Source organism: Homoserinimonas sp. A447, assembly GCF_054489325.1.
The window spans coordinates 2,530,733-2,545,301 of record NZ_JBTMWW010000001.1 but is presented as its reverse complement, the minus strand read 5'-3'; the positions used below and the strand labels follow the sequence as shown (position 1 = coordinate 2,545,301).

Genomic DNA, 14,569 nt, shown 5'->3' with positions numbered 1-14,569 from the left:
CGAATGAACCGTACCGAGCTTGTCGCGGCTGTCGCCGCATCGTCTGGCCAGAGCCAGGCCGCTGTTAACGGAGTGCTTGATTCTCTCTTCAGCACCCTGGCCACCGAGGTGGGCAAGGGCACGAAGGTCACCATCCCCGGATGGCTCTCGGTTGAGCGCACCCACCGCGCCGCGCGCGCAGGTCGCAACCCCGCCACCGGCGAGGCAATCCAGATCGCTGCCGGCTACGGTGTCAAGGTCAGCGCTGGCAGCAAGCTGAAGGCTGCAGCCAAGTAAGTACGTTCTCGGGAGGGGTGCGGACCACATCGGTCTGCACCCCTTCTGGTGCTTAACCGCAGGTTGAGGATCAAGCCGTTCTGCGACGAAACGCACAAGGTGATCGGCCTCAAGACCGAGCCGCTGACCGAGACCTGACCCTGGTCGGCGGTTCCGCACTCATCCACGACAAGACGTGGTCCTCGAGCGCGACCGCCTCGGGACGTGCGCGCGTGAAGTGGTCCGTCGCCGCGATGAGTGAATCGAAGTAGAACCAGGCGAACCCATGATCGAGCTGCATGACTTCAAATTGATCATTCTTCTTCTCGATGTAGCCGAGAAGACCGCGTGCGTCGTGCTCGGACACTCGCCTGTCGCAGATCCGCCACCGATCAGAGGTGAGCGGTTCGATGAGGATGTCCTCCGCGCTCGTTCCCGAACCCGACGGCGGCGCCTCGTTCGACAACACGCCACAAGAAATTGCGTCGACCATGATGACTCTCCTTGACCATCAAGAAACCCAATGTGGGGGTGCGGATGCTGAGGGAAATGGAACGCCTACTCCTGTTGGACGATCAGCGCCCTGATGTCAATTGGCTGGGTGACGGCTATGTCGGATCCAGAGTCGGTCAGCGCTCCGGGTACGTCAGATGTGCCTCCACCGGATGCCATGCTGCGGATCATGCCTCGTCACCCAGAGCTGTTCGCCAGGCTGCGCTGCGACCAGCGACCAGCCACCCGTTCACCACTTCAGCGTTTGCTGTGGCAATGATTTTTTCCAGCACCGTACCGACTGCAGGGCGGGGCTGGTGGTGTTGATGTACCGCGCCGATCTCGGATCCGATGACTACGGATGGTCGGTGCCACCGTGGTTCGATCTCCATGCTGTGCCTCCACATTTGATGGAGCTCGACTGAGCTCCTCACAATGCGCACTCCGAGGTCTGGAGAGAACGACTACGTAAGTCCTAGTTGTAGACGAGAACGTACAGTCTGTCAAATTGTTCTCAGCTATGTGACCCGCATGAGCGTGACCGCGAGAGCGCTACGCCCCCGATTCGGTGGCGGCGGCGGTGGCAAGAACATCTATGGACCGATCGGTGACTCCCTCGGCAACCAACCGAAGGCTGAGGTTGTTGCTGCGGGCGTAGTTGCGCATGGCCCTGAACGCGTCATCCATTTCCATGGATCCGGTCTGCGAAAGAACACCCTTAGCCTGCTCGATCAGGATTCTGCTATCGAGAGCGCGCTGGAGTTGTTCTGAGACGATGTCGGACTCGCGAATGAGGCGCTCCTGCAGAATGCCAATGGTCGCGACATCCGCGAGAGCCTGCACAACGGCAGCGTCGGGAGCGCTCAACTCTCCGACGCTCGTGCTGAAGAGGTTCATCGTTCCAATGACCTGCCCTCGCAGCCTCAGCGGTGTGGCGTTCACGGAGTGAAAACCCTGCTGTAGTGCGGCTGCCCGGAACTCGGGCCACTGCGTGCCCGACGCGTCAATATCGGCCACGGCCACAGCAGTACCCGTCGCGAAACAGTCCACGCATGGCCCACTGCCCGCATTCAGCTGCATGATCTCAACGAAATCTGCTTGCTCGCTGGTCGACGCCACGAGTTGCAGCTGGCCCAACGGGTCGGAAATCATCAAACCACCGGCCTGCGTACCCACCAGGGCAGTGCACTCCTCGACCAGCGTGTGGAGCAGGTCGACGACGTCGTAATCGGCAATCAGGGTGTCGGCAAGTTTCACGAAAGCCGCGTTGAGCTTGGCTTCTCTCGATAGATCACTCATCTGAAAGTCTCGTTTCTTTCTCGCACCTGTATCAACGGTACTCGTTTCACTCGGTCAAACCGCGAAAGTCGAGTCGGCGCATCACGACATCGCGCGCCACGACCTCTATCGTTTGCCCGCTGGAAAAGGCGTGAGCTCTGAGACGGGCGAATGCCTCCGTGGCGCTCGTGTCGAGCTGTGCAAGAATCATGCCGGTTGCCTGGTGCACTTCTCGCCGCAATTCGGGGGCCAGCTTCACGTCTGGGTGCTCTTCCCCGGCAGACCAGACGGCACGACGCAATGCAGCCCCGGCGGCCGCCCCGGCAAGGGCGAGAGCCCTTTCCACGTCATTGATGCTCAAAGCACCCGCGCTGGAACGGTAGAGATCGACGACACCGACAGTGACTGCACCCATGACCAGGGGAAAGGCGAACAGCGCACTCACCCCGATGCCCTGAACGGCGGCGCCGAAGATCGGCCATTCCGGCTGTCCATCAGAAATATCGGGAACGAGGACGGGCCGGCCGGTGCGAAACGCCTTCCAGCGCGGCCCCTCACCCAACTCGAATTGCAGCGCGTCGACCCGAGTGGCGATGGCGTCACTCGCACAGATCGTTGAATGCTGGCCTGGCCCGCCGATCAGCGATACGGATGCTCCCGTAATCGGAAGGCGCTCGAAGAATGGACCGCATAGGTCCTCGCGGGAGAGCGGTGACCCGGACGGATTCTCTTCGGAGACCGCTGCGCTTTCATCGGTCATTAGTGCCTTTCAGGCGTGTGCTCTACTCGGACGAAGCCGCGAGTTTCAGCGGGAGCAACGTCTCCTGTGGCCCTCGACCGCGGCCATTCCAGAACAACCGTACGCCCCAAACCGAAATAAATGATCCCAGCCAGCGTCATGGGAAGAACATCTAAGCCGCGCCGACAGCCACCCGTTGCCGTACTCGCAGCGGCTACCCCTCGACCGCTTCCAGCACGGCGTCTATGCACCGGCGATCACTCAGGATGCGAAAGTGTCCCGCTATGGGCAGCAGGAGATTGGTGGCACCGACCAGCTCGCTGCCCTCCGGAATGTGCGGGTCGAACAATCCGAAAATCGACGTGATGCGGGCGTTGACGGCCACTTCAGTTGCCAGCAGCGCAGTGATGGCGTGGGACGGCGAGAATGCGCGGAGGCTGGGCAGCAGCATGAAACGCGCATACCGGGATCCGGAGAATGGTGCGCAGACCGCAGCCATCGCGTGCACCCGGCCCCGGGCATCCGGTTGCATCATCAGGAACTTGCCGATCAGTCCGCCCTTGCTGTGCGCGACGATGGCGACATCACTCAGATCCACACGCTCGAGGTAGTCGGCAACGAGTTGGGCCGCCCGGTCGACCGGAATGCGGTTGTTCTGCAGCATCGTGACGACGTGCACCGGATGCCCGGCCTGGTGTAGCGCGTCGACCATCGGCCGCAGGAACTGCCAGGTCTCGTAGATGCCGGGGATGACGATGACCGGCCGCCCGGTTCCGCTATGGAAGTCGGGCCTCGACGTGCGGGTGGCGGCGGCCCGCAGCCGCCAATAGCCGGCGTACGCGTAGTCGAGCACCCACCAGCAGGCGCGTTGCAGCACCCTCACGGTGCGCCGCCCACGGTGGAAGGCGCCGTGGTGAACGAGCGGATGGCATCCGCCACCACCGCGGGCTCACTCTGCTGCACGACGTGCCCGCACCCGGGGATCTGCAGCATCCGCCCGGCCGGGGCCCTCGCCGCCAGCACCGCACTCCAGACGGCGCCGACCACCGGATCCCGGGCGCCACGCATCACCAGCACCGGCGCGGAGACGTCGGTGATCCGCTCGTCCGTCGGGTAGGCCATCATCTCGGGAAGCTCCGCGAGGTACCACCGCGGCCCACAGCGCAGGTAGTCGGTGAGGACGATCAGGTTGGTGGATGGCGACTCGACGAGGAAGTCAGTCGCGAGGGCCGCCACCTGGCGCAGCACGGTGCGTCGACGCGCGTCGACGACGGGCCCGATCAGCACCACCCGTGACACGAGGGTCGGCCGCTGCCTGGCCAGCTCGACGGCGAACTGGGATCCCATCGAGTGGCCGACGACCACGCATTCGCCCACACCACTCCTGTCGAGGGAGTCGCCGATCAATGTCGCATACTGCTCGACCGAGACGTGGTCGGGCGGCTTCGGCGTGCCACCGAACCCGGGGAGGTCGAACGAGATGACGGTAGCGGATGACCGCAGCTCGCGGTGCAGTTTCGCGAGGTAACGATGGGACATGCCGATGCCGTGCAGCAGCACGAACACCGGCGCCTCCTCCGCGCTCGCCGTGGAGGTATGCATTCGACAGGCCAGGCCGTCAACCTGTACGAACTCCCTACGTGGTGGTGTCATCCTTCGAGGGTAGGCCGCACAACTACGGCCCGGGAGGAGCGAGCTGGCCCAAGAACATGCACATGCTACAGTATGTGCATGGCGACGCTGGATAGACGGGTGCAGGTGCTGTTCGACCCTGCGGTCTATGCATTGCTCGAGGCTGAGGCGGTGGCCGAGCGGGAGAGCGTCGCTTCGCTCATCCGTGAGGCCGTGAATGAGCGGCTGGAGCGCAGGCGCGTCTCGCGGCGCGATGCTCTTGAACGTTTGCTTGCGAGTGCCGACTCCGACGGTCCGCCGATCGATTGGGAGGCCGAGAAAGAATCATTCGAGCGTGATTACCTGCGTGACCTTCCGTGAAGGAGAATGCTTACCTCGTCGACAGCGCGGTTGTCGTCTACGCATTAGGGGCTGACAGTCCCTGGCGACAGTCGTGCAGGCGGCTACTCGTGCAGGCTGGTCAACAGCATTTTCGCGCATACGCGAGCGTGGAAATGGTTCAGGAACTCGTACACCACAGGCTCCGCCGCAGTGGTGATCGAGCGGCGTCCGCACAACAGGGCCGCTACGTATCGTCACTATTCACTCTGCTCAATTTTGACCGCGAGGTGCTCGACCTGTCGCTTGATCTGATTGAGCGACTGCCGATGATTCGCGGTCGTGATGCGGTGCACGCGGCCACGGCACTCGCCTACGGCATCGACACGATCGTCTCGCCTGATCGCGCCTTTGACGGCATTCCGAGCATCACCCGGCTGGACCCGAGCGATTTGGCCTAACTGAAGTCAGCTGGGCGTCAGGCGACCCCGGTAGTAGTCCCGCACCCCGATGAGATTGGAGCGTCGGGCGGCCACCAGGAACTCCCGGTCACCCAGATCGGTTGACCCGTAGCGCCATTCCTGGCCGATGGCCCGCCGGAACAGCTCAGCGCGTTGCGACACGCTGCCGGAGATACCGAAATGACGCATTAGATCCTTCACCAGAACCCCGGCTCCATAGATGGAGAAGCTCTCGTTGGCCTGACCGGCCATCCAGCACACCGCGGCGGCAGCGGTGCGAGCGGCACTCCGGCGCCTGAAAATCTGCGGGTCGCCCACCGCGACCCGGGCAAGAAGGCGGCGGCAGGCGGTACGGAACTCGATGTCGAACAACTCCGCGCAGCCTCCGTCAACCAGATCGAGTACCTCGCCCACCCGTCCGTGCACGTCACTCGGAATACCAGACCAATCAAAGTCCTCGTTGGGGAGCGGTACCACGTCGAGGCGGTCGAGAGCATCCGCGCCGCCAACTGCGCGCGCCAGCACCTCGATCATGTACTCGTCGTGGTTCATGGACTCCAACCGCCGGGACTCCAGCTCGGTCTCGGCGAAATGCTGGAGCACCTTCGCTTGCTCCTCCCGTTGCGGGTCGTGCACCGCCTCCAAGAACTCGGGGTCGAACTCGGTGAGGGACGCGAGGGTCTGCGTGGTCAGCTCGGGAGAGATGCCCCTCACCGCATGGCTGTACCGGATCAGCGCACGCAGCAGATCAGGCACGAGCAGGAGATCGTCAACGGGTACCGCAAGCTTGCGTGGAATCCAGTCCATCAGGGCGATCTCAACGGACACCGGGCTCCAGCGCAACGGGTCGCCAGGGCCGGTCGTGGCCCGTACTCGAGCAACGACTGCGCCATCATCCGGTTGTTCTCATCATCGAGTTGCTGAGCGAACGCGGAGGCAAAGAACTCGTCGGAAATGGTAGCAAGCTCCTCGCTGGTCCACTCCTGTCGTACATAGCCCGTCCCGTCTGGGGGAAGGAGTGACAGCATCCACTCGGTCAGCGGCCGGACGGACGGCCAGGTCTCCGTCTCGAAGGGCGGGAACGTGGCTGCACCAGTCTCGATGGCTTCTGCGATCTTCGCGCGAGCATCGGCGAGTGGCAGGTCTGCAACTTCGGCGCCGCTGTCTGCATCCAGTCGTGTCCACGCATCGACTGATTCGGCGATTGTGCGATCGAGTACGAACGCGTCCTTCACCACAGTCCCCAGGTTGTGGTCGATGTAGACGAGGATGCTGCACTCCCGGCCACCGGGAAGGCGGACACCGAGCACGATATTGTCGCCGTCCCCAAGTACATGCGTCATCTCCACGGCACGATAGGGCTCCACCTGGTCGAGCCGGATGATCCAGCCGGGAAGCGGATGCCGCCGCTCGGCCACTTCGCGTCGAATCCTTGCTGCCAACAATTCGTCGTCCTGCATCCTCGCGAGCACGAGCAGCAGCGCGTCAGTTTGCCGGTGACCGGTCTCGAGGAACATCTCGAACAGTTCGGGAAGGGACGGCTGGTCTTCGGCGGATGCGAAGGGATCCTGCTCACGCGGGTCCAGCACCGAACCGAGCGCACTTGCCCGGAGCAGGAAAGCCATCGGATGGGGTTCGCGCAGGGCGTCGTCCAGGCCGGCGAGCAGCTCAAGTTCGGGTAGCTCGACGCGGTCTGACCCAGCGCTCGGCCGCGGCGGGCGGCGCCCGGGTTGGCGAGTACTCGTTCGCTTGGGCTCGTGCCGGTTCCGACCCTTTTTCGAAGACATGGCCACCACTTTACAAAACTGGAGGCTTGGCAGACTCGCCTAGGCTGGATGGGTGACCAGGCTCGTACGCATCGTCGGTCCAGCGCTCCTGCTGGCCGTGGCGTTGGTGGCACTCTTCGGGGCCCTGGCCTTCGGCGGTGGGGCAGAGGCTCCCCTCATCAGCGATCCAGGTCCGATCGTGCGTTTCGGCCTGCCGGTGGCCAAGCTCTTATTCAACCTCGGTGTCGCCCTGACCATTGGCACGCTGGTGCTCGTCTGTTTCGCGCTGTCGAAGGACGAAGACGCCTACGACGCTGCCATCGATATCGCCGCCGGCGGTGCTGCCTTCTGGACCGTCGCATCCGCCGGCACCGGATTCCTGACCTTCCTCAGCTTCTACCAGCGCCCGGTCTCATTCGATCCTGCATTCGGGCAGACCCTGACCCAGTTCATCGGCGACACGGAGGTGGGTCGCGCCTGGCTCATCATCACGTTGATCGCAGCGGCAGTTACGGTGCTGTGCTTCGCGGTGCGCAACCCGACCGCGCTCATTTTCGTGACCGTCCTGGCCGGTGCGGCACTGCTTCCAATCGCGGAACAGGGGCACTCGGCCGGCGCGGCAGGGCATGACGCAGCCGTCTCGTCTCTCGGATTGCACCTCGTGTTCGCGGCCGTCTGGCTGGGTGGGCTGCTCGCCATCGTCCTGCTGCAGCGAACCCTGAAGGGCGGGCGCACCGGGCCCATCATCGCCCGCTACTCGAGTCTCGCGATCGTCTGCTTCGTGGTGGTTGCGGTGTCAGGCTATGTGAACGCCGCGCTCAGGGTGGGCTCGCTCGACCAGCTGCTGACACCGTACGGCGTGCTCGTGAGCGTCAAGGTTCTCGCCCTGCTCGCCCTCGGCCTGTTCGGGCTGGCCCAGCGTCGCTTCCTGATTGACCGGATGCAACGGGCTGAGAATGGCGGGCGCGGATACTTCTGGTGGCTGGTCGCGGCGGAACTCGGGTTCATGGGCCTCGCATCCGGTGTCGCCGCAGCACTCGGCCGCACCGCAACGCCGGTCTCTGAGGAGTTGGTGACGTCGACTCCGGCCTTCATCCTCACCGGGGAACCGTTGCCACCGGAGTTGACGCCCAGCAGCTTCCTCACCGAGTGGCGCTTCGACGTGCTCTGGATCCTGGTGGTCGCCTTCCTCGCCTTCTTCTACCTGGCCGGGGTGTGGCGCCTGCACCGGCGGGGGGACCGCTGGCCGGTGCTGCGCACGATCTCCTGGCTGGCCGGGCTGCTGCTGCTGTTCTACGTGACCAACGGCGCCCTCTACGTCTACGACAAGTACCTGTTCAGCATGCACATGCTGGGACACATGCTGCTGACGATGATGATCCCGGTGCTGCTGGTTCCTGGCGCGCCGATCACCCTGGCTGCGCGCGCCATCCGCAAACGAGCGGATGGCAGCCGTGGCGCTCGGGAGTGGATCCTGATGGCGGTGCACTCCCGGTACGCCTCGGTGCTGGCCAACCCGATCGTCGCCGCCGTGCTGTTCGCCGGGTCGCTCTGGGTGTTCTACTACTCACCGCTGTTCCGCTGGGCGGCGAGCGAGCACATCGGCCACATCTGGATGGTCGTGCACTTCCTGGGTACCGGTTACCTGTTCGTGCAGGCGCTGATCGGGATCGACCCTGTGCCGTACCGGGCGCCGTATCCGTTGCGCCTGCTGCTGTTGCTCGGGACGATGGCATTCCACGCCTTCTTCGGGCTGTCGCTGATGACCGGCACCGGGCTGCTGCTCTCCGATTGGTACGGCGCGATGGGCAGGGACTGGGGGCCGAGCGCGATCGCCGACCAACAGGCGGGCGGCGGGATCGCGTGGAGTATCGGCGAGATCCCGACGATAGCGCTGGCCATTGCGGTGATCATCAGCTGGGCCAGGAGTGACGACAAGATCTCGAAACGGTTGGACCGCAAGGCTGATCGCGACGGCGATGCCGACCTCGCTCAGTACAACGCGATGCTGGCGAAGCAGGCCGCGCGCGACAAGCGCTCTTAGGCGGGCCGAGCCTGTCGAGGCAGACCGCCCTAGCGCGGCGTGATCAGCAGGCTGCCGTCGCCTGGGAACGTGATGGCGTACTCGACGTCGAACGGCACGTCTTCATCGAGGGTCGACAGCGACCCGTCGAAGAGTGACCGCACTTCAACTGTGAGGTGGGCCACAGCGGGTGTTGGCGGCACCACCCAGACCCCTGGGTCAGGCGACGGGGCGATGGTGACCTGCGGGTACAGCACGATCGACCACGCCGGAAGCCCTTCGATGCGGTCGCGGATGCTCCGACCGAACGGGCAATCCGTGGGGAGCAGCACCTGCTGCGTCGCGCAATCGTCGAGGTACGCGGCCAGCTCGGTGTTCACCTGGTCGACGAACGCTTTGCTCGCGCGAATGTCCAGGTCCGCCGTCGTCACCCTGGCCGAGCTGCCTGCCAGGAAGGTCGCCGGCTCGGCCTCCAGGAACTTCGACTGGTGCGACAGCGTGTAGATGCCGGGGGTCATCACCTGGAAACGGCTCGGCTGGTTGGCACCGTCAACGCTGGTGACCGGCACGCCGTTCACTTCGAAATCGGCCGCGTGCCGTGGGGTCGCCTCCAGCACGCCGACCGGGCTGCGGGTGAACGTCCAACCGGAGAACACGCCCATCCGCGCCCCGGTGTGTTCCACCCAGAACTCGACTTCCTCGGTGATGCGCTCGGTGAACCGGATCTCGAAAACCAGCGTGTGTTCGTTGCCGACCCCTTCGTCGGAAACGAGGCTGTATGAGCGCAACGGTCCCATGGCATCCGGAACCAACAGGTCGGGCAAAGCATCAGGCGGATGCTCGACACCAGGCATCGCCAGCGCACCATTCAGGTCGTGGCGGCTGAGGGCGTCCAGGTAGGAGGAGACGAACCCGGCGGCGCTGTAGAGCGTCGAGTTGAGTGTGATGACGGTGCCGGCGAACGCCAGCACGAGCACACCGAAGACGATTCCCCAGCGAATGGCCAGTCGGCTGGCCGCGCTCGAGCTGTCCTCCCCCGCGTGCGTGACCATGACGCCATCCTAAAGGTCGCTCTTCCGGCCGCCCTCCGCGACGAGAACAACTAGATTGTATGGATGCGCGAACTCGAGCTATCGGCCGAGCAGGACGCCGTCTACGAGACGATCGAGAACACCCGCGAGAACATCTTCGTCACCGGGCGGGCCGGCACCGGCAAGTCCACCCTGCTGAACCACCTGTCGTGGAACACCTCCAAGCAGGTGGTCATCTGTGCGCCGACCGGGGTGGCGGCGCTCAACGTGGGCGGCCAGACCATCCACTCCCTGTTCCGGCTGCCGATCGGTGTCATCGCCGATCACGACATCGAGCAGAACGGCGACGTGCGCAAGCTGCTGAACACCGTCGACACCCTGGTCGTCGACGAGGTGTCCATGGTCAACGCCGACCTGCTGGATGCGATGGACCGCAGCCTGCGCCAGGCCAGGCAGCGCCCGCATGAGGCATTCGGTGGCGTGCAGCTGGTGCTGTTCGGTGACCCGTACCAGCTTGCGCCGGTGCCGGGCGATGCCGATGAGCGCGCCTACTTCAGCGACCAGTACCGCTCGATGTGGTTCTTCGACGCGAAGGTGTGGAATGACACGGAGTTGCGGATCTTCGAGCTGAACACCATCCACCGGCAGCACGAGGAAGAGTTCAAGGCGATGCTGAATGCAGTTCGCCATGGGCAGGTCACCGCCGAGATCGCCGGTCGCCTCAACGAGACCGGTGCCCGGTCGGCACCGACGGCTGGCGCCATCACCCTGGCAACGCGCAATGACACCGTGAACCGCATCAACGCGAGCGAATTGGCCAGACTCCCTGGGCGGGTGCTCACAGCAAAGGCGGAAATCTCCGGCGAGTTCGGCGGGCGCGCCTATCCTGCCGACGAGAAACTCGAACTGAAGGTCGGCGCTCGAGTCATGTTCCTCCGCAACGATGTTGACCAGCGCTGGGTGAACGGCACCGTCGGCACTGTCACCAAGATTGCCACCACCGTATGGGTCGACGTCGACGGCGAGGAGCACGAGGTTCAGCCGGCGGTGTGGGAGAAGTTCAAGTACACGTACTCGCCTGCGACCAAGCAGCTGCGCCGCGATATCGTCGCCGAGTTCACGCAGTTCCCGCTGAGGCTCGCCTGGGCGGTCACCATCCACAAGTCGCAGGGCAAGACCTATGACCGGGCGATCGTCGACCTCGGCCAGCGCTCATTCGCCCCCGGACAGACCTACGTGGCGCTCAGCCGAATCACCGAGCTGGACGGGCTCTACCTCACCAGGCCGTTGCGGCCGTCCGACATCATCGTCGACGAGAACGTCCAGCGCTTCATGTCGCAGGCGTCGACGATCCCGGGCATTGCCGCTTCGTAGTTGCGCCTACGCGGCAGCCTTCGCGGCTGACAGGTCTTCGAACAGCTCGGTATTGAACCGGTAGGCGATCAGTACCTCGTCGATGACCCGCTCGCGCTCCTCCGCCGACCAGTCAACGGAATCCAACTGTTCGCGATACGTGTCTTTGAAGTCTTTCGGGCTGGCGATCTCATCGAAGAAGTAGAAGCCGACCCCGTTCGTGTCGAAGCCGAAGTGGCGTTGCATCAGGCGGCGGATGTGCTGCCCGCCGGACAGGTCGCCGAGGTAGCGCGTGTAGTGGTGCGCGATGAATCCGCCGCTCCAGGTCGCGGCAACCGTGTTGATCCGGTCGACGTAGCGCTGTGTCGTCGGCAGCGGTGCGATCTGCTCACGCCAGTCCGGGCCGATCAGGAAGGACAGGTCTGCCTCGATGGCGGGCAGGCGGGTCAGGCGCGGTGTGATGAAAGCGGATGCCACGGGGTCGCCGGAAAAACCGGCCTCCGCAGCCTCCAGCGCCTCGTAGATGAAGTAGTGCTGCGCGACCAGGGCGATGTAGTCGTTCCTGCTGCCCTTGCCCTGCATGAGGTCGGTCATGAAGCCTGCGCCTTCACTGGCTCCGTGGCTGGTCCAGGTGCGCTCTCGCAGAGCGGTGGAGAAGGAAATGGTTGTCACGGTGCTCGCCTCATGGTCGAAGTTAGGTGAGCCTTAGCTTAGCAGCGGGGCTTCGCGCCGTCAGTGCCCGGTGTGAACGGTTTGGTGCGATTCAGGTTGGTGCAGGCATCCACTCAATGAGGGCGCGGGGTGATTCCCAGCTTCTCGCAGGCCCGGTCATAGAGCACGACGATCTCACGCCGGATCTCTGGTCGTTCCGAGATGGTGGTCGACCACGGAACCGTCAGTGCGGCGCTGGTGCCGCCCACGGTGTAGGTCCACTGACCGCCTGCCTCGTCGAGGTCGATCATGGTGGCGGAGCTGGCATCCGGATCGCCGAAGGCGCGTGCAATGAGCAGGTTGTCTTCTGGGTGGTCGCCGTTCATGTGGGAGAGCACCGCGGCAACGACGTCGGGGGAGAATGTTGGCACGAAATCTACGGTACCCGGTTCGGCGATGCGTAACGATGGGGTATGGCGATAACCCCTGACAGCAAGAATTGGACCTGGACTGCCGAACGGCAGTGCCCTGAGTGCGGATTCGATGCCTCCGCGATCGATGTGACGGCCGTGGGCGGACTGGTTCGTGACAATGCGGCGGCGTGGAAGCCGGTGCTGTCGCGCGATGACGTGCGTCAGCGCCCGGATGACCACACCTGGTCGCCGCTGGAGTATGCGGCGCACGTGCGCGACGTTCACCAGGTCTACCTGCAGCGGCTCGAACGGTTCCTGGTGGAGTACAACCCCACCTTCATCAACTGGGACCAGGATGAGGCGGCCATCGCAGAACGCTACAACGAGCAGGACCCCGAGCAGGTGCTGGCCGAGCTGTTCGAGGCGGCGGAGGCTGTGGCATCCGCTTTCGACGCGGTGCCGGCGGATGCCTGGAACCGCACCGCCGAGCGTTCCGACGGGGCAACGTTCACCCTCGACTCATTCGCCCGTTACTACCTGCACGACGTCGTGCACCACCTGTGGGACGTCGAGCACCAGCGCTAACGCGTTCATCCGTCACCTGCGGACACGCCCGCGGGGCGGATACGTGCGTGTCCGCAGCTGACGGGTGGGCGACTAACCCTTGTCGACGGTGACCTGCAGGAACTGCACGCGCGGCGGATTCTCCGGCGTCAGCTGAAGTTCGGCGCGCAACCGGCCCGCATGGCCCGGGATGAACCAGACCAGGTGTGATGGGGAGTTCGACTCTTCATCCTGAGGGCGAGGGGCAGCGGATGCGTCGAGCCCGCCGATGCGTTCAACAGCCTTGGCGATGGACTTCCGCCGCCGGTCGTAGGGGTCGTCCAGGGCGACATTCTCGGAAAAGAGGCGGTCGGCAGCCTCATCGCTCCACTCCCGGATCAGCCCAGTGGCGGCTTGCTGGGCAACACGAACCGCAGGGAGCAGCCGGTCGATCGGCTTCGGTTTGCGCGTCGAGACCAGGTGGTCGAGCACTTCGATCACGGCGACCGGAACACGCGAGCCTGTGGCGTTCTCGAAGGCGACCATGCCCACGCCGCTGGTCTGGGACCAGCGCATGTGCGCGGAGAAACCCGGGTACCCGCCCGAGTGGCAGGTGATCACATCGCCCCCGGGGTAGTGGTTCGTGTGCAGCCCGAACCCGTACCCACCCGGACGACCGGGCTCCGCCACGAACCGCTGCACCTGCTGCAGCTCGCGGCGGGAGGCGCGAGACAATGGCGAGCCGGGCGCATCCGCCCCTTCGTCGTCGAACGCCTCAGACATCCAGTGCGCCCAGCGCGACAGGTCGGTCACGGTGCTGAACATGCCACCGATCGGCGAGAACGCCCCGGGGCCCGAGAATGGCAGCGGCTCCCAATGGTCATCGAGCCAGCGCGTGCCCACGGCAACTCCGCCGGCGGCCGGGACGGAGGTGTCGAAGCCGGTGCCGGTCAGCCCGAGCGGGCGGATGAAGCGCTCGGTGACGAAGTCGATGAAGGTCGTGCCGGTCACCGCTTCGATCGCTCGACCGACCAGGGCGAAGCCCAGGTTCGAGTACGCGAAGGTCGTTCCGGGGACGGTATCAAAGGTGAGGCCGCGGCGGAGGAAGGCGTCGAGTTCGTCGTTGGTCATCGACTCCTGGCGGTCGCCCCACGGGTTGTCGGTGGGGAAGCCTGCCGACATGGTCAACAGTATCCGGAGTGTCGGCACGGGGGAGTCGGCGGTGGGCAGCACGACCTCGGTGAACGCCGGGACGTAGCGGGTGATCGGGTCGTCAAGGTCCAACTCTCCGGCGTCGCGCAGGGCGAGGACGCCGGCTGCGACGAAACTCTTGGTGCAGGATGCGACGCGGTAGGCGGTGTGCTCGGTCGGGGTGGTTCCGTCGGGCAGGGTCCCCGTGGTTCCGGTGGCGACCAGCCCGCCGCGATCGAAGACACCCCACACGGCGCTGGGCGCGTGCCCGCGGCTGTGCCGCTTCGCGAAGTAGTCGGTGATGTAGTCGAGGTCTGGTTGCTGGATGGCGTGGGTCACGGTTCCATCATCCACTCGCTGGTTGAGCTTGTCGAAACCAGCCGAGCTTGCCGAGGCACCACTGACCTGGTCTCGACAAGCTCG

The 14,569-nt window shown here is 64.7% G+C and carries 17 protein-coding genes; 6 read left to right on the top strand and 11 right to left on the bottom strand.

Annotated elements, in window-relative coordinates; all coding sequences use genetic code 11:
- Positions 1–3 precede the first annotated feature (3 nt).
- Complete coding sequence (locus ACX3O0_RS12510) at positions 4–276, top strand: HU family DNA-binding protein (RefSeq protein WP_459089342.1); 273 nt, start codon at positions 4–6, stop codon at positions 274–276.
- Positions 277–385: 109 nt separating this feature from the next.
- Here the strand turns inward: ACX3O0_RS12510 and ACX3O0_RS12505 are convergent, their stop codons facing one another.
- From ACX3O0_RS12505 to ACX3O0_RS12485, 5 genes are all read right to left on the bottom strand, one after another.
- Positions 386–748, bottom strand: coding sequence for a hypothetical protein (locus ACX3O0_RS12505; RefSeq protein ID WP_459089340.1), 363 nt, complete (start codon positions 746–748; stop codon positions 386–388).
- Between the two features lie 551 nt (positions 749–1,299).
- Positions 1,300–2,046 carry a GAF and ANTAR domain-containing protein gene (locus ACX3O0_RS12500; RefSeq protein ID WP_459089338.1) on the bottom strand — a complete coding sequence of 249 codons (747 nt, stop codon included), beginning with the start codon at positions 2,044–2,046 and terminating at the stop codon, positions 1,300–1,302.
- 46 nt (positions 2,047–2,092) lie between these two features.
- The gene (locus ACX3O0_RS12495) at positions 2,093–2,785 is read right to left on the bottom strand and encodes a GAF and ANTAR domain-containing protein (protein ID WP_459089336.1); all 693 of its coding nucleotides are present in this window, start codon (positions 2,783–2,785) and stop codon (positions 2,093–2,095) included.
- 193 nt (positions 2,786–2,978) lie between these two features.
- Positions 2,979–3,647: an esterase/lipase family protein gene (locus tag ACX3O0_RS12490; protein ID WP_459107936.1), complete on the bottom strand. Its 669-nt coding sequence runs from the start codon at positions 3,645–3,647 to the stop codon at positions 2,979–2,981.
- Positions 3,644–4,417 carry an alpha/beta fold hydrolase gene (locus tag ACX3O0_RS12485; RefSeq protein WP_459089332.1) on the bottom strand — a complete coding sequence of 258 codons (774 nt, stop codon included), beginning with the start codon at positions 4,415–4,417 and terminating at the stop codon, positions 3,644–3,646. The genes ACX3O0_RS12490 and ACX3O0_RS12485 overlap by 4 nt, the downstream gene beginning before the upstream one ends.
- 78 nt (positions 4,418–4,495) lie before the next feature.
- Between ACX3O0_RS12485 and ACX3O0_RS12480 the strand changes: the two genes are divergently transcribed.
- Both ACX3O0_RS12480 and ACX3O0_RS12475 read left to right on the top strand, forming a co-directional pair.
- Complete coding sequence (locus ACX3O0_RS12480; protein ID WP_459089330.1) at positions 4,496–4,756, top strand: hypothetical protein; 261 nt, start codon at positions 4,496–4,498, stop codon at positions 4,754–4,756.
- Entirely contained in the window at positions 4,753–5,175 is a 423-nt protein-coding gene (locus tag ACX3O0_RS12475) for a type II toxin-antitoxin system VapC family toxin (RefSeq protein ID WP_459107935.1), read from the top strand. Before ACX3O0_RS12480 ends, ACX3O0_RS12475 begins: the two co-directional genes overlap by 4 nt.
- Positions 5,176–5,181: 6 nt before the next feature.
- Here ACX3O0_RS12475 and ACX3O0_RS12470 read toward each other — a convergent pair whose 3' ends face one another.
- Both ACX3O0_RS12470 and ACX3O0_RS12465 read right to left on the bottom strand, forming a co-directional pair.
- Positions 5,182–6,003, bottom strand: coding sequence for a DUF6398 domain-containing protein (locus ACX3O0_RS12470; protein ID WP_459107934.1), 822 nt, complete (start codon positions 6,001–6,003; stop codon positions 5,182–5,184).
- Positions 5,982–6,962: a hypothetical protein gene (locus ACX3O0_RS12465; protein ID WP_459107933.1), complete on the bottom strand. Its 981-nt coding sequence runs from the start codon at positions 6,960–6,962 to the stop codon at positions 5,982–5,984. Before ACX3O0_RS12465 ends, ACX3O0_RS12470 begins: the two co-directional genes overlap by 22 nt.
- Positions 6,963–7,014: 52 nt before the next feature.
- Here ACX3O0_RS12465 and ACX3O0_RS12460 point away from each other — a divergent pair, with 52 nt between their 5' ends.
- Complete coding sequence (locus ACX3O0_RS12460) at positions 7,015–8,985, top strand: cytochrome c oxidase assembly protein (protein WP_459107932.1); 1,971 nt, start codon at positions 7,015–7,017, stop codon at positions 8,983–8,985.
- A gap of 29 nt (positions 8,986–9,014) precedes the next feature.
- Here the strand turns inward: ACX3O0_RS12460 and ACX3O0_RS12455 are convergent, their stop codons facing one another.
- Complete coding sequence (locus ACX3O0_RS12455; RefSeq protein ID WP_459107931.1) at positions 9,015–10,016, bottom strand: hypothetical protein; 1,002 nt, start codon at positions 10,014–10,016, stop codon at positions 9,015–9,017.
- Between the two features lie 63 nt (positions 10,017–10,079).
- On the opposite strand from ACX3O0_RS12455, the gene ACX3O0_RS12450 reads away from it, so the two are divergent.
- Positions 10,080–11,369 (top strand): ATP-dependent DNA helicase, encoded by a 1,290-nt coding sequence (locus ACX3O0_RS12450; protein ID WP_459107930.1) that lies wholly within the window; start codon positions 10,080–10,082, stop codon positions 11,367–11,369.
- A 6-nt stretch (positions 11,370–11,375) separates the two neighbouring features.
- Here ACX3O0_RS12450 and ACX3O0_RS12445 read toward each other — a convergent pair whose 3' ends face one another.
- Together ACX3O0_RS12445 and ACX3O0_RS12440 are read right to left on the bottom strand one after the other, a co-directional pair.
- Positions 11,376–12,020, bottom strand: a complete 645-nt coding sequence (locus ACX3O0_RS12445) for a biliverdin-producing heme oxygenase (protein ID WP_459089316.1) — start codon at positions 12,018–12,020, stop codon at positions 11,376–11,378.
- A gap of 113 nt (positions 12,021–12,133) precedes the next feature.
- Positions 12,134–12,430, bottom strand: a complete 297-nt coding sequence (locus ACX3O0_RS12440) for a DUF2470 domain-containing protein (protein ID WP_459089314.1) — start codon at positions 12,428–12,430, stop codon at positions 12,134–12,136.
- Between the two features lie 42 nt (positions 12,431–12,472).
- On the opposite strand from ACX3O0_RS12440, the gene ACX3O0_RS12435 reads away from it, so the two are divergent.
- The gene (locus ACX3O0_RS12435) at positions 12,473–12,997 is read left to right on the top strand and encodes a DinB family protein (protein WP_459107929.1); all 525 of its coding nucleotides are present in this window, start codon (positions 12,473–12,475) and stop codon (positions 12,995–12,997) included.
- A gap of 72 nt (positions 12,998–13,069) precedes the next feature.
- Here the strand turns inward: ACX3O0_RS12435 and ACX3O0_RS12430 are convergent, their stop codons facing one another.
- Complete coding sequence (locus ACX3O0_RS12430; protein ID WP_459107928.1) at positions 13,070–14,485, bottom strand: serine hydrolase domain-containing protein; 1,416 nt, start codon at positions 14,483–14,485, stop codon at positions 13,070–13,072.
- Positions 14,486–14,569: the final 84 nt, after the last annotated feature.